The 14,782-nt window shown below is 58.8% G+C and carries 12 protein-coding genes; 7 read left to right on the top strand and 5 right to left on the bottom strand.

Annotated features, from left to right (window positions below; all coding sequences use genetic code 11):
• The first annotated feature begins 19 nt into the window (after positions 1–19).
• Positions 20–1,531, top strand: coding sequence for an EAL domain-containing protein (locus tag ACTWLJ_RS19495; RefSeq protein ID WP_445178056.1), 1,512 nt, complete (start codon positions 20–22; stop codon positions 1,529–1,531).
• Positions 1,532–1,570: 39 nt separating this feature from the next.
• Here ACTWLJ_RS19495 and ACTWLJ_RS19490 read toward each other — a convergent pair whose 3' ends face one another.
• Positions 1,571–3,490 carry a tyrosine-protein phosphatase gene (locus ACTWLJ_RS19490; RefSeq protein WP_445178055.1) on the bottom strand — a complete coding sequence of 640 codons (1,920 nt, stop codon included), beginning with the start codon at positions 3,488–3,490 and terminating at the stop codon, positions 1,571–1,573.
• Between the two features lie 1,726 nt (positions 3,491–5,216).
• On the opposite strand from ACTWLJ_RS19490, the gene ACTWLJ_RS19485 reads away from it, so the two are divergent.
• Both ACTWLJ_RS19485 and ACTWLJ_RS19480 read left to right on the top strand, forming a co-directional pair.
• Positions 5,217–5,726 carry an AAA family ATPase gene (locus ACTWLJ_RS19485; RefSeq protein WP_445178054.1) on the top strand — a complete coding sequence of 170 codons (510 nt, stop codon included), beginning with the start codon at positions 5,217–5,219 and terminating at the stop codon, positions 5,724–5,726.
• The gene (locus ACTWLJ_RS19480) at positions 5,719–6,000 is read left to right on the top strand and encodes a hypothetical protein (protein ID WP_445178053.1); all 282 of its coding nucleotides are present in this window, start codon (positions 5,719–5,721) and stop codon (positions 5,998–6,000) included. The genes ACTWLJ_RS19485 and ACTWLJ_RS19480 overlap by 8 nt, the downstream gene beginning before the upstream one ends.
• Here ACTWLJ_RS19480 and ACTWLJ_RS19475 read toward each other — a convergent pair.
• On the bottom strand, positions 5,997–6,698 hold the full coding sequence (locus ACTWLJ_RS19475; RefSeq protein ID WP_445178052.1) for a tRNA (adenine(22)-N(1))-methyltransferase: 702 nt from the start codon (positions 6,696–6,698) through the stop codon (positions 5,997–5,999). The genes ACTWLJ_RS19480 and ACTWLJ_RS19475 overlap by 4 nt on opposite strands.
• 225 nt (positions 6,699–6,923) lie before the next feature.
• A complete protein-coding gene (locus tag ACTWLJ_RS19470; protein WP_445178051.1) occupies positions 6,924–7,100 on the bottom strand; it encodes a hypothetical protein in 177 nt (58 codons plus the stop codon).
• A 293-nt stretch (positions 7,101–7,393) separates the two neighbouring features.
• On the opposite strand from ACTWLJ_RS19470, the gene ACTWLJ_RS19465 reads away from it, so the two are divergent.
• The 3 genes from ACTWLJ_RS19465 (at position 7,394) to ACTWLJ_RS19455 (ending at position 9,740) form a co-directional block, all read left to right on the top strand.
• The gene (locus ACTWLJ_RS19465) at positions 7,394–7,897 is read left to right on the top strand and encodes a GNAT family N-acetyltransferase (RefSeq protein ID WP_445178050.1); all 504 of its coding nucleotides are present in this window, start codon (positions 7,394–7,396) and stop codon (positions 7,895–7,897) included.
• Positions 7,898–7,919: 22 nt separating this feature from the next.
• Positions 7,920–8,942, top strand: a complete 1,023-nt coding sequence (locus ACTWLJ_RS19460; protein ID WP_445178049.1) for an alpha/beta hydrolase family protein — start codon at positions 7,920–7,922, stop codon at positions 8,940–8,942.
• A gap of 168 nt (positions 8,943–9,110) precedes the next feature.
• A complete protein-coding gene (locus ACTWLJ_RS19455) occupies positions 9,111–9,740 on the top strand; it encodes a LysE family translocator (RefSeq protein ID WP_445178048.1) in 630 nt (209 codons plus the stop codon).
• Positions 9,741–9,916: 176 nt separating this feature from the next.
• On the opposite strand, the gene ACTWLJ_RS19450 is transcribed toward ACTWLJ_RS19455, so the two are convergent.
• Positions 9,917–12,121 (bottom strand): OsmC domain/YcaO domain-containing protein, encoded by a 2,205-nt coding sequence (locus ACTWLJ_RS19450; RefSeq protein WP_445178047.1) that lies wholly within the window; start codon positions 12,119–12,121, stop codon positions 9,917–9,919.
• Between the two features lie 220 nt (positions 12,122–12,341).
• Between ACTWLJ_RS19450 and proP the strand changes: the two genes are divergently transcribed.
• Positions 12,342–13,844 (top strand): glycine betaine/L-proline transporter ProP, encoded by a 1,503-nt coding sequence (proP, locus tag ACTWLJ_RS19445; protein WP_401208929.1) that lies wholly within the window; start codon positions 12,342–12,344, stop codon positions 13,842–13,844.
• A gap of 39 nt (positions 13,845–13,883) precedes the next feature.
• On the opposite strand, the gene ACTWLJ_RS19440 is transcribed toward proP, so the two are convergent.
• A complete protein-coding gene (locus tag ACTWLJ_RS19440; RefSeq protein ID WP_445178046.1) occupies positions 13,884–14,750 on the bottom strand; it encodes a LysR substrate-binding domain-containing protein in 867 nt (288 codons plus the stop codon).
• Between the last annotated feature and the right edge of the window lie 32 nt (positions 14,751–14,782).

Here is a 14,782-nt window from a genome sequence, read left to right as displayed (position 1 = left end):
CTTGCTTCCAGTGCTTTTGATGGGTTACGTCGCTTGGGTATTGAACCTGTCGGCAGCGCAGCAGCGTCTTGAATCGCTGGCCACCGTGGCTTCCAGCCGCGCCAACAATACCTTCCATGAAGCGGCCGGCGTGCTGAAGAGCGTCGCCGCGTCCAACCTCGCGCCCTGCACCCCGGAAAGCATCGATGAGATGCGTCTGCTGACCATCAATACGTTTGCGGTGAAGTCGATCGGCTATGTCGAGGAAGAGGTTTATGCCTGCGGTTCGTGGGGCGCGGTGGGTCACCGGGTGACGCCGTGGAGGGAGGATTTCATCACCTCCGACGGCGTGCGGGTGTCGCTGGGTGTGCAGGCGCGGATTGTGCCAGCCAAACCGATGATGGCGCTGCAATATGCGGCATTCAATGTGTTGGTCGATCCTGAGCAGTTTTTGCAGGTGATGGTCGAGGACGATGTGCACTTGATGGTCGGTACAGCGGCGGGCCAGTTGGTCGGCGCGTCGCGGCCCGGGGCCGAGCGGTTCATGAGTCGGGTGCACTTTGGGTCCGACTCGGCGCTGGAGGACGGTTACCTCTATACGCTGGTGCACAGCGGCGATTGGGTGGCGATTGCGGCGGTGTCGCGTCAGGAGTTGCTGCAAGGGCTGATCCGCAGGGAGATGCTGTTGCTGCCGATTGGTGGACTGCTCGCCGGCATGTTGGTGTTGCTGATCGTCCGGCGCGCCCGGAAGCGTTTGTCGCCGCTGGCGGAGCTTGAGTTGGCGGTGCGCAATCGTGAGTTCATCGTCCACTATCAGCCGATTGTCGATATGAGCGATGGCGCCTGTGTCGGCGCCGAGGCCTTGGTGCGCTGGCGTCGTCCGGACGGCAGCCTGGTGCCGCCCGACTCGTTTATTCCGCTGGCGGAACAGAGTGGTTTGATCCTGCCGATCACCGATCAGGTGATCGATAACGTGATGCAGGAGTTGGGACCATTGCTGGTCAAGGATCGCAGCCTGCACGTGGCGATCAATCTGGCGGCAGCGGATGTCAGCAGTGGGCGCTTTCTGCCTTGGCTCGAAGCGACGAGGCGCCAGGCAGATGTGTGGCCGAGCCAGATCTGGCTGGAGGTGACGGAACGTGGTTTCCTGAAAATCGATGCTGCGCGCTCGACGATCAATCGGGCGCGTGAGTTGGGCTATCTAGCCGCCATTGATGACTTCGGCACCGGATTTTCCAGCTTGCAGCATGTGCAGAAGCTGCCGCTGGATGTGCTGAAAATCGACAAGTCGTTTGTTGATGCGATCGACCCCGGCTCCGAGTCGGGTTCGGTGACGGAGCACATTATCGAGATGGCCAAGAGTCTGCGTCTGAGGCTGGTGGCCGAGGGTGTGGAGACTGAGGCGCAGCTGGATTATTTGCGTGGCCATGGTGTGCAGTTTGGGCAGGGTTGGTTGTTCGCCAGGCCGATGCCTGCTTCCCAATTTTTAGGATTCGTTCAGGAACACGCGGTTGTGGTCGCGCCAGTAGATCACGCGCTGGAATGCTCGTGAGTGCCGGCCGCCGAACTTCGACGGCCGACATCCTATCGTTTAGAACGCGTAACTGGCCTTGAGGCCGCCATTGAAGCCGTGGCTGTCGCCGCCACCATTTGCGCCAACCTCTGCACCCAGGCTCAGGGCGCCGAGGCTGGCCATGACGTTGACGCCGCCGCTGAACTGATCGCGGTTGTCGAAGGCGGCACGTTGTTCGATGTCGAGGCCCAGCAGTTGGCTTTGGCTGTCGACTTGGTTATTGCCCAATGTGCGTTCGTAACCCACCTGCACGCCCGGCACCAGTTGCCACGCGCCCATCGCCATCGGGGCGAAAGCGACGTTGAGGTTGGCGACAGCGCTGCGACGGGTTTCGGTGTTGTCGTCGACGTCGAGCGCCAGTTCGCTGCCCTTCTCCTGGAAGCCTTTGAGGTCGAGGTGGCTGACGCGGAAACCCAGGCTCGGCTCGAAAATCATGCTGTCGACCGGGACGCGGTAGCCCAACGCCAATGTGGCGCCGGTGAGGTTGCCGTGGGTGTCGCCCTTGGCTGAGCCGAGGCCACCGCCGAGGTCGCGTTTGCTGTCGTAATCGACGTAACCGGCGCTGGCGTTGGCGTCGACGAACAGACCGCGTTCCAGGCTGGTGAAGCCGTAGCGGGCGCCGATGTTGAGGAAAGTGAAATCGGTATCGGCTTCGCCACCCGCGCCACCGACCGTGCCTTTGCTGTAACCGAAACCGCCACGGGCGCTGAGTTGTTCGGAGAAACGCTGGGTGATGCCGACCATCAGGCCCTGGCTGTGTTCGTTGCTGCTTTCGGTGTGGGCCGAGCCGTCGGTGCCGAGGTAGCCGGCGAGCGCGGTGGTCCACAGGCGATATTGGCCGACCTTGAGGTCGGTGCCACTGGCGAACGGCGCGGCGGCTTGTTCGATCATTGCGTTCTGCCGCAGCAAGTAGCTGGCTGCGTCGGCGTGGACCTGGCCGCCGACCTGGGACTCGACGCCGCCGAGGGTGCCGGCATCGATCGCCGATTGCAGGTAGTAGTTGTAGGCGCTGTAGGTGCCGGACAGGTTGGTGTTCTGCAACTCGCGCAACAGCTCGGCACCGGCGGCGGCGTTGCCGATCAGCCCGGCCTGACCCGGCAGGCTGTTGTACTCGACCAGTTTGCCGCGCAGGACGTAGATGGTTTCCTGCGACAGGCCGAGGCCTTGTTTCAGGTAGTTTTCCATGCTGCCGTATTGCGCGGTGACTTCATCGAGACCGGCCTGCAAGTAGCTGGCCTGCACACCAAGCAGCGGCGCGTAGACCGAAGCCATGCTTGGCGGCATGGCTTTGAGGGTCGCGGCGACGCGGGCGGCGGTGTAGTCGTTGGTCGCCAGGTAGTTGGCCATGATCGTTGTGTTGTCGACGCCGGCGATGCTTTGCAAAACGGCGGCGGTCCAACCGGTGCGGTCCTTGCCGGCGGTGCAGTGAAACAGTTGCGCGGCATCGACACTCGCAAGGTCATTAAACAGTTTGCCGAACTGACCGCGCATCCCGGCATCGCTGACGAAGGCGCGGTTGGTCTGCTCCATCATGGCGATGGCGTCGGCAGCGCTTTTGAACGAGACGGTAGTGATGTTCGAACCGGAGGTGGTGCTGCCGATGATGTCGATGTTCTGGTAGGTCGCGCCGGTCAGCATGGTGTCGGGCGTGCCGGCGATTTCGCTCGGCGTGCGCAGGTCGTAGACGGCTTTGATGCCCAGGCTGTTCAGCGTGGCGAGGTCCGCTGCCGAAGGCGTGATGGCGTTGGAGCGATAGAACACGCCGCCGCGCATCGTGCCATCGTGGGCCGTGGTGTACGCGGTGGTGATGCCGGCGATGTCACGGAAGTTGTCGATGCTCTTCAGGTGCGGCGTATCAAGCTGCACGGAATCGGCAGCATGGGCAGCGGCGATGGACAGGCTCAGAACGGACAGCGAACACACAAGACGTTGGAACACGGTGCAGCCTCATTGGAATTAGCGTTGGGCTGGCTACTATCTGTATTGAAGTGATACTGAATATGACAAAACGAGTTCGAACGAAAATGGCTGCGCGATTGGTCCGGTGGCTGCGTTTTCTGTCCATGAAATGCTTTTTGCAGGAAGCTCACGAGTGAAACGAGGCAGCGATCTTTTGATCCTGGTTTTCAAGATAAGAATCAAAAGATCGCAGCCTTCGGCAGCTCCTACAGTTTTCGTGGTGTAACCACAAAATCCAGCCACGCCCCGGACACTGTAGGAGTGAGCTTGCTCGCGAAAGCGGTGTGTCAGCGGACAAATATTCTGAATGTACCGACGCCATCGCGGGCAAGCCCGGCTCCCACAGGTTTTGCGGTGTGAACACAGCATCCAGCCACACCCCGGACATTGTAGGAGTGAGCCTGCTCGCGATAGCGGTGTGTCAGCGGACAAATATTCTGAATGTACCGACGCCATCGCGGGCAAGCCCGGCTCCCACAGGTTTTGCGGTGTGAACACAGCATCCAGCTCCGCCACGGACATTGTAGGAGTGAGCCTGCTCGCGATAGCGGTATGTCAGCGGACAAATATTCTGAATGTGCCAAAGCCATCGCGAGCAGGCTCGCTCCCACAGGTTTTGTGGCATGAACGCAGCATCCAGCTCCGCCACGGACATTGTGGGAGCTGGCCTGCCAGCGATAGCGGTATGTCAGCCAACCAATATTTTGAATGTACCGACGCCATCGCGAGCAGGCTCACTCCCACAGGTTTTGTGGCATGAACGCAGCATCCAGCTCCGCCACGGACATTGTGGGAGCTGGCCTGCCAGCGATAGCGGTGTGTCAGCCAACCAATATTCTGAATGTACCGACGCCATCGCGAGCAGGCTCACTCCCACAGGTTTTGCGGTGTGAACACAAAATCCAGCTCCGCCACGGACATTGTGGGAGCTGGCCTGCCAGCGATAGCGGTATGTCAGCCAACCAATATTTTGAATGTACCGACGTCATCGCGAGCAGGCTCACTCCCACAGGTTTTGCGGTGTGAACACAAAATCCAGCCACGCCCCGGACACTGTAGGAGCGAGCCTGCTCGCGATAGCGGTGTGTCAGCCAACCAATATTTTGAATGTACCGACGTCATCGCGAGCAGGCTCACTCCCACAGGTTTTGTGGTGAGAACACATTACTCAACTGCGCCACGGACCTTGTGGGAGCTGGCCTGCCAGCGATAGCGGTGTGTCAGCCAACCAATATTCTGAATGTACCGACGCCATCGCGAGCAGGCTCACTCCCACAGGTTTTGCGGTGTGAACACAAAATCCAGCCACGCCCCGGACACTGTAGGAGCGAGCCTGCTCGCGATAGCGGTGTATCAGCCAACCAATATTTTGAATGTACCGACGCCATCGCGAGCAGGCTCACTCCCACAGGTTTTGTGGTGTGAACACAACATCCAGCCACGCCACGCACATTGTAGGAGTGAGCCTGCTCGCGAAAGCGGTGTGTCAGTCAACAGAGATATAGAATGTGCCGACGTCATCGCGAGCAGGCTCACTCCCACAGGTTTTGCGGTGTGAACACATTATTCAGCTGCGCCACGGACATTGTAGGAGTGAGCTTGCTCGCGAAAGCGGTGCGTCAGACAGCAGAGGTTCAACATGTGCCGATGCCTTCGCGAGTATGCTCACTGTCACAAGTTGTGAGCTGTCGATCAGGGAATTCCAATGCTTATTGTGTTCAGCGGTCTGCCAGGCACCGGCAAGACGACCATCGCGAGAACCCTCGCGACCCGTTTGAATGCCACTTGGCTACGCATAGATACCATCGAACAAACCATCCGCAACGCAGGCGTTCTGGCTCGGGATGTTGGCCGCAGCGGCTACCTCGTTGCCAATGAACTCGCGCTGAACAATCTGCGCCCCGGACACATCGTCATCATCGATTGCGTCAATCCGGTATCAGAGAGCCGACAGACCTGGAGCGATATCGCAGCTCGCAAAGGCACCACACTGCTGAACCTCGAAGTGACTTGCTCGGATAAACAGGAACACCGCCGGCGCGTAGAACAGCGACAGTCTGATATAGCCGGACTGACTCCCCCGACCTGGCAATCCGTCCTCGAACATGAATACGAACCGTGGGCCCCTTCCCCTCTGACACTCGACACCGCGATTCTGTCTGTTGATCAAGCACTGGAAATCATCATGCGCAACATCACATCAACCGATGAATAAGATAACCGCACGCCAACTGCAGTCATGCGCCCTGCTGTGCCTAATCTCGGCCACTCTGGCACTGACAGCCGGATGTTCAAGCAAACGCTATTCATCCGCAGGCTCAAACTGCTACGCAAAAGCCGTCCCCACCTCAGGCGAAGGTGGATTGGCTTGGGGCGATACCCTGAGCATGGCGCGTAAAAAATCGATGGATAATTGCATGCGTTATGCCACCCGCTCCGGAGGCACACCGAATACCTGTCAGGTAGTTTTGGCGCAGTGCAAGCGTTAGCAGGTCGCCAACAACTCGCTGATCCACCGTGCCTGCTGCTCGGTGTCTTGCAGTTTTGCCTCAGGCACTGCCTGCCTCGCCCGGGCTAAACTGCTCAAGGTTTTCTGCTTCTCGCGCAACAAACGCTGCCACTTGGCCAGAAACTCGGGGCTGCGCGCCTGCATCTGCAACGGGCCGAAGTACAGTTCTTCAGCCGTGTAGGTCACCGGCCCGGCCCGCTCGGCGACGATGATTTCGTAATCAAAACGGTTCTCCCGCAGCAGCTCTTCGCAGAGGATGCAGTAGCCATTCTCCATCAACCATTTCCGTAGCGGTTGCTCGCCACCGTTGGGTTGCAGAATCAGCCGCTCGTGGCCGCTGAGACGGCTTTTGCCGTGTTCAAGGATGTCGCGGATGGTCTCGCCGCCCATGCCGCAGATGCTGATCGCAGTGATCCCGTCACCTGGTTCAATCGCCGCCAAGCCACTGGCCAGACGCACGCTGATGTGCTGCTCCAGATCGTTGTCGCGCACAGTTCGCTCAGCCGCACGGAACGGCGTCATCGCCACCTCACCCGCCACCGCCGCCGCAATCGCGCCACGTCGCATCAACGCCACCGGCAAATAGCCGTGGTCCGAGCCGATATCAGCCAGCCGCGCCCCGACCGGCACGTGCGCAGCCACACGCTCCAGGCGCTTCGATAATGTGTGTTGGTTCAACTGCCGCCCCTTTTCACCACGAACGTCCGGCACCTTTGGCCGGATCGGGGCGCGACTCTGGCGAGCAACGGCGTGGATGTCAAATTCCGGCGACCAGAGCCCTGCGCCGATTTGGCGGTCGCTGCCATCTTTCTCTTACGCGCGCCCAGCTCATTGACTTAGTTTTCGTTGCCTCGGTATTCGCCAGCCAAAATCGGTTCAAGCAAATTAGTTTCCGCGACTCAACTAAGCACTCGCATAACTGAAGGGTTCCAGAAAAATCTGCGGATCAACCCAGATCCTTAACCCGTAAGGCATCACCGAATAGCCGTCATACCGCCCGGCAAACGTATCGGCCGCCGCAAATTCGAGGAACTTGCCACGTTTATCGTCTACGACGCGTATACCCGGGCAGCCCGGCATGGTGTATTTGATGATGGGTTTGGGTAACGATAATTCCCAAATCTGAATCTCGACATCTGAATCAAACTGCCAGATAGTCAGCTGCAGTTTGAGAGAGCCTTGCTCGACAAGATAGCGATGCGAAGTTTCGCATTCATCGTGAGCGGGAAAGACACCAATACGTCGACCAGATCAAAAGGGTCCCATGTAAGCAGTGGCATACTTTTCCTTTGCCGGTAGTCACGGCGCTTTAACGATAAAAAGCCGGTAGCGCACTTTACAGAACACCCTCCGTTTCAGGAAGAATACGCATCATGGAAGACACCATCACCTATCGAATAGCCAACATTGACGATGCCCTGACTCTGTGTGAGCTGGGCCAACTGCTCAATTCGATCCATCACACCGAGCGCCCTGATATATATGCGCCTGCAACTTCGGATGTCGCGCGTGACCTCCCACACTGGGCGAGTTTTTTTGAGAAACCACGTCATGTGGTTTTCATTGCAGAGATCGGCCAGATAGGGATTGCGTTCATTACTGCCAACCTGGCGACGAGCGCCGGGCCGCTGATGCAGCCGCTGGAAGTTGCTCGTATTGGATCGGTCTGTGTTAAGGAGACTTTTTGGGGTAAAGGCATCGGGCGCGGACTGATTCAACGCGTGCAGCACTGGGCAATCGAACACGGCGCGCAGGACATCAGATTGGCTGTGTGGGGGTTCAATGAACGCGCAGTTCACCTGTATACGGAACTGGGATTCGAAAATCGCGCCATCGAGATGGGAATGCGCCTGACGGCAAACTCGGCATCTGACTAACTTACCAAGGAAGACAAAAACAATGAAAATCACCCTCGGCGCCCTGCTACTCATCTGCATTGCCAGCAACGCACTGGCCGACGCCAACGCTGTCGGCTTCAAAACCTCGACGCTGGCAAGCTCCGACCGCCCGTTGGAAATGGTCGTCTGGTACCCCACCGCCAGCACCGCCAAACCAGAAGTGATCGGCGACAACCCGATCTTCGCCAGCGCGTCGGCCGTAAGCAATGCGCCGCCAGCAACCGGTGCTCATCCGCTGGTGGTGATTTCCCACGGATACCGGGGCAACTGGAGCAACCAGACGTGGCTCGCCAGTGCACTCGCGCATCAGGGTTACATCGTCGCGGCAGTCAACCATCCCGGCAGCACCACCCATGATCGCAGCCCGCAAGCGGCCGCGCAGTTGTGGCTACGGCCCGCAGATATAAGCCGCGCGATTGATGCGGTGTTGGCTCAACCGGAACAGTTCGGTGCAGTCGAGAAAGATCGGATTGCCGTCGCCGGTCACTCGCTTGGTGGCTGGACCGCTCTGGAAATTGCCGGTTCCCGTTTCGACACCGAGCGCTTTGCCAAGGACTGTGCTTCCCACCTGAAACTGGCCAGTTGCAAGGTCTACCAAACGATGAATCCTGTCAGCCTCCCTGACGCGAATTCCCGGCTGGCCGCCGACCTGAGCGACAAACGTGTCACCGCCATCATTTCACTGGATCTGGGCCTGTCACGCGGCATGACCGATGCCAGCCTTGCGGCGCTGCCAGTGCCGACATTGGTGATTGCGGCAGGTGTGCCATCCGAAGACCTTCCCGCTCAATTGGAGTCCGCGGACCTGGTCAAACGCTTGCCGCCAGCTTCGACGCGCTACGTCGAAATCGCCGACGCCAGCCATTTCAGTTTCATGTCGATCTGCAAACCCGGCGCGCAAGCGATGCTCGAAGAAGATGTCGCGGGCGACGGGATCATTTGTACTGACGGCGATGGCAAACGCTCGCGGGAGCAGATCCAGCAGCAGGTAACAGACTTGATCACCGGGTTTCTGAAGGGCTAACCCGGTCTGGTGAGCCAAGCAACACTATTGGCCAGTGCTCGTATGTGCCAGATTCGGTTCTGGCGAGTACGAGCGACTGTTACGACCGAATCGCAGCCCACTGTATCTGCTGCCAACCCATGACAACCGGATAGCATTGCGCTGCTCCTCTCCCAAGGAAATTGCGCCATGCCGGATGCCAGCAGTCTCTATTTGTTCATCGTCGCCGCTTTACTGTTGCTGATTGTGCCGGGGCCGAACATGGCGATCGTCACCAGTCATGCGCTGGCCCATGGATGGCGTGCCGGGTTCGCCGCCGCATTGGGAATCACCTTGGCTGACGTGCTGATGACACTCATGGTCAGCGCAGGACTTGGCGCGTTGGTGATGAGTTGGGCGCCGGCGTTCGACGTGTTGCGCTGGGCCGGAGCGTGTTATCTGCTGTGGCTCGCGTGGCAGGCGCTGAAGACCACACCTGCGGACACTGATGCGCCACCGGTACAAGCTTCGTTACGCAAGGTATTTGCTCAAGCCACGCTCAACAGTCTGCTGAATCCCAAGGCCCTGCTGTTCTTCATGGTGTTTTTGCCGCAGTTCGTCACCGTCGGTGCCGGCAGCATTACCCTGCAACTGATGTTCCTGGGGTCGTTGTTGGCGCTGATCGCGCTGATCTTTCATGCCCTGCTCGGATTTTGCGCCGGGCGCCTGCATGGGCGCTTGCGTGACGGCATCATCTCCAAACGCCTTGGCGCCTATGCTTTTGCAGCGGTGATGGCCGCGCTGGCCGCACGCTTGCTGTTGCTCAATAGACCAAGCTGATTGATGAGTCTGCTCATAAGACCATGCGGCTAACCGCCGGATGGACGTCTCAAGTCCGCTTGAGCACCGCCATCGAAACCCGTGGCCGGATCATGCCCAGCGGCACTTCAATGTCGAGTGTGGTGAAGGATAAGTCCTCTCACCACAAAACTCCCTCGTTACACCTCAACGCTCAATCAGCGATTCAGCCCTGCCGCTTTCGCCCGCGCCGAGTGCAGCTTTTTATAGCTGTCGATCAGGCGCAGATGACGGTCAAGCCCTTCCAGCTGCATGCTGGTCGGCGTCAGTCCGTAGAAACGCACGCTGCCGTCCACCGAGCCAATCGCCGCGTCCATGCGCTCGTTGCCGAACATCCGGCGGAAGTTGGCTTCGTAGTCGGCCAGGTGCAGATCGTCGTCCAGTTCCATCTCCAGCACCACGTTCAGCGCTTGATAGAACAAGCCGCGCTCGACGGTGTTGTCGTTGTACTGAAGGAACGCTTCAACCAGATCCTTGGCCTGATCGAACTTCTTCAGAGAGACGTAGATCAGCAGTTTCAGTTCGAGGATCGTCAACTTGCCCCACGGCGTGTTGTCATCGAACTCGATGCCGATCAGCGTGGTGATATCGGTGTAGTCGTCCAGCTCGCTGTCTTCCAGACCTTTGGCCAGGTTTCTCAGGCCGACCTTGCTCAGGTTGTGCAGGTTGAGGATGTCAGCGCGGAAGGCCAGGGCCTTGTTGGTGTTGTCCCAGATCAGATCGTCGACCGGATAGATCTCCGAATAGTCCGGCACCAGAATGCGGCAAGCGGTGGCGCCCAGATCGTCGTAGACCGCCATGTACACTTCTTTGCCCATGTCTTCGAGGATGCCGAACAGCGTCGCGGCCTCGTCGGCATTCGAGTCTTCGCCCTGACCTGAGAAGTCCCACTCGACGAATTCGAAATCGGCTGTGGCACTGAAGAAGCGCCACGACACTACGCCGCTGGAGTCGATGAAGTGCTCGACGAAGTTGTTCGGCTCGGTCACGGCCTGCCCCGAGAAGGTCGGTTGCGGCAAGTCGTTGAGGCCTTCGAAACTGCGGCCCTGCAACAGCTCGGTGAGGCTGCGTTCCAGCGCCACTTCGAAGCTTGGGTGCGCGCCGAACGAGGCGAACACGCCGCCGGTACGCGGGTTCATCAAGGTCACGCACATCACCGGGAATTCACCGCCCAGCGAGGCATCCTTGACCAGCACCGGGAAGCCCTGCTCTTCCAGACCCTTGATGCCGGCCAAAATGCTCGGGTATTTCTCCAGCACTTCCTGCGGCACGTCCGGCAGCGCCATCTCGCCTTCGAGGATCTCGCGTTTGACCGCGCGCTCGAAGATTTCCGACAGGCACTGCACCTGTGCTTCAACCAGGGTGTTGCCGGCGCTCATGCCGTTGCTCAGGTACAGGTTTTCGATCAGGTTCGACGGGAAGTACACCACTTCGCCATCGGACTGACGCACGAACGGCAGCGAGCAGATGCCGCGCTTGGTGTTGCCGGAGTTGGTGTCATACAGATGCGAGCCGCGCAGCTCGCCATCGTGGTTGAAAATCTTCAGGCAGTATTCGTCGAGGATTTCTTCCGGCAGCGCGTCTTTCGGGCCCGGCTGGAACCAGCGCTCGTTCGGGTAATGCACGAACTCGGCGTTGGCGATGTCCTCGCCCCAGAACTGATCGTTGTAGAAGAAGTTGCAGTTCAGACGCTCGATGAACTCGCCGAGTGCCGAGGCCAGCGCGCCTTCTTTGGTCGCGCCTTTGCCGTTGGTGAAGCACATCGGCGAATGTGCATCGCGGATATGCAGTGACCAGACGTTAGGCACGATATTGCGCCACGAAGCGATTTCGATCTTCATGCCCAGGTCGGCGAGAATCCCCGACATGTTGGCGATGGTTTGCTCCAGCGGCAGATCCTTGCCGGCGATGAAAGTGCCGCCCTCGGACGTCGAAGCAGGCATCAACAAGGCTTGAGCATCGGCGTCGAGGTTCTCGACTTCCTCGATCACGAACTCCGGGCCGGTCTGCACGACTTTCTTCACGGTGCAACGGTCGATGGAGCGCAGGATGCCTTGGCGATCCTTGGCGGAGATGTCCGCTGGCAGCTCGACCTGGATCTTGAAGATCTGGTTGTAGCGGTTTTCCGGATCGACAATGTTGTTCTGCGACAGACGAATGTTTTCGGTCGGGATGTTTCGGGTTTCGCAGTACAGCTTCACAAAGTAAGCCGCGCACAAGGCCGACGACGCCAGGAAGTAGTCGAACGGCCCCGGTGCCGAGCCATCGCCCTTGTAGCGGATAGGCTGATCGGCGATCACCGTGAAGTCGTCGAACTTGGCTTCAAGTCGAAGGTTGTCGAGAAAGTTGACCTTGATTTCCATGCGGGTTTACCAGAGAGCAAAAAACGAATTGGCCGCCATTATCCGGGTTTTCCGGCTGATGTCCTGTGCTTTTGCGTAATGCCCGCTGGGCGGGGTTTGCCAGCCGAACGACAAAAATGCCGCCAGCAGTGAATTATTTCGTGTCTTCTTGTATCTGAACGGAAAGAGCCCATGCCACCAAAACAGTGGCATCGAATCCGATCAGCTATGAGTAACCCGCATGAAATCTCGCAAGAACAGCGTCAACCCCATTGGATTGAAGGACATCACCATTGTCGACGACGCCAAGATGCGCAAGGCGATTACCGCCGCCGCACTGGGCAATGCCATGGAATGGTTCGACTTTGGCGTCTACGGTTTTGTCGCCTACGCGCTCGGCAAGATTTTCTTCCCCGGTGCCGATCCCAGCGTGCAAATGATTGCGGCACTGGCAACCTTCTCGGTGCCATTCCTGATTCGTCCGCTGGGTGGATTGTTTTTCGGTGCACTGGGCGATAAGTACGGGCGGCAGAAAGTCCTCGCCGCGACCATCGTGATCATGTCGCTCAGCACCTTCGCCATCGGCCTGATCCCCTCCTACGACTCGATTGGCATCTGGGCGCCGATCCTGTTGTTGTTGGCGAAAATGGCCCAGGGCTTCTCGGTCGGTGGCGAATACACCGGCGCTTCAATCTTCGTCGCCGAATATGCGCCTGACCGCAAACGCGGCTTCTTGGGGAGTTGGCTGGACTTCGGCTCGATTGCCGGTTTCGTTCTCGGTGCCGGTGTGGTGGTGATGATTTCCAGCATCATCGGTGAAGAAAAATTCCTCGAATGGGGCTGGCGCCTGCCGTTCTTCCTTGCCCTGCCGCTGGGCATGATCGGCCTCTACCTGCGTCATGCCCTCGAAGAAACTCCGGCATTTCAGCAGCACGTCGAAAAACTCGAACAAGGCGATCGTGAAGGTCTCGCCGCTGGCCCGAAAGTGTCGTTCAAGGAAGTCGCGACCAAACACTGGCGCAGCCTGATGACCTGTGTCGGCGTGGTGGCGGTAACAAACGTCACCTATTACATGCTGCTCACTTACATGCCGAGCTACTTGTCGCACAACCTGCATTACAGTGAAAACCGTGGCGTGCTGATCATCATCGCGATCATGGTCGGCATGTTGTTTGTGCAGCCGATGATCGGTTTTATCAGCGACAAGGTTGGACGCAAGCCCTTCATCATCATCGGCAGTATCGGCCTGTTTCTGTTCTCGATTCCGGCTTTCATGCTGATCAACAGCGGCAAGATCGGGCTGATTTTCTCCGGGTTGCTGATCATTGCGGTGCTGCTGAACTTCTTCATCGGGGTGATGGCTTCGACGCTGCCGGCGATGTTCCCAACGCACATTCGATACAGCGCACTGGCTGCGTCCTTCAACATTTCAGTACTGATTGCAGGCCTGACGCCGACTGCCGTAGCGTGGCTGGTGGAAAGCACCAACGATCTGTACATGCCGGCGTATTACCTGATGGTGATTGCCGTGGTGGGTCTGATCACTGGCGTGACCATGAAAGAGACTGCCAATAAACCACTGCGTGGCGCGGCTCCGGCGGCTTCTGACCTGGCGGAAGCCAAAGAATTGCTGCAAGAGCATCACGACAATATCGAGCAGAAGATCGAAGACATCGACAAGGAAATCGCCGAACTCGAAGCCAAACGCCAGAACCTGGTGCAACAGCATCCACGGATCAACTGACGGCTGATTCGCAGCAGCCCAGCGCAGGGCTGCTGCGGTTCAAAGCGTAAAGCCGTCGCTGATCATCTTCGCCAGCACCTCCCCCGCCTCGCTCAGTGCTCCCGGTGCCTGTATTAACCGCAGTTCATGCACGGGCAACTCGGGAAAGCCGTCATCGGCGCCCAATATCCGCATAAAGGGGCGCACCTGTGCGCGGTCGACAATGCCGATGGCCAATCCGGCGCCGATGGCAGTTTCCAGTGCTGAGGCCCCTGCGCTGGTGATCACCGCCCGCCAACGCCGCCCCTGCTCACTCAACGCATCCACCGCCACGGTTCGATACGGGCAACCCTTGCCATGCAGGGCCAACGGCACCGGTTTGCCGATGTCTGGCATGTAGTTGTGCGCGGCGACCCACACCGGTTGGGTGAACCCGAGCAGGTTGATGCAACGCGGCGATGGAGGCGCATCGGCTGGCATCACCAACAGCGCCATGTCCAGTTGTCCACGCTCAAGCCGCGCGCCCAATCGGCCACTCGCGGCGGTTTCGACTTCGAGTTCAATGTGCGGAAAATCTGCCGACAAATGCGGCAGCGTGCAGCCCAGCACCGCGCCCGCGTACTCATCGGAAATCCCCAATCTGATCCGCCCGCTGGCCAGCGGCGAGCTGAAGCTCGACAACATTTGGTCGTGATAACGCAACAGTTCAGCGCTTTGCAATGCGAAGCGCCGGCCCAGTGGTGTGAGGGTCACGGTCTGGTTGTCACGTTCCAGCAAACGCCCGCCCGCCAAAGTTTCGAGACGGCGCACATGCAGGCTGATCGCCGACGGGCTCTTGTTGAGAAAACTCGCCGCTGCGAGAAATTGTCCGAAGCGCACAATCGCCTGAAAGGTACGCAGCAGTTCGATATCAAGGGTTTCGGCCATGGTTGAGAAATCCTGCATCAGTGGTGCGAAAC

It is taken from the genome of Pseudomonas sp. McL0111 (genome assembly GCF_052567255.1).
This window is presented reverse-complemented; position numbering and strand designations above follow the sequence as displayed.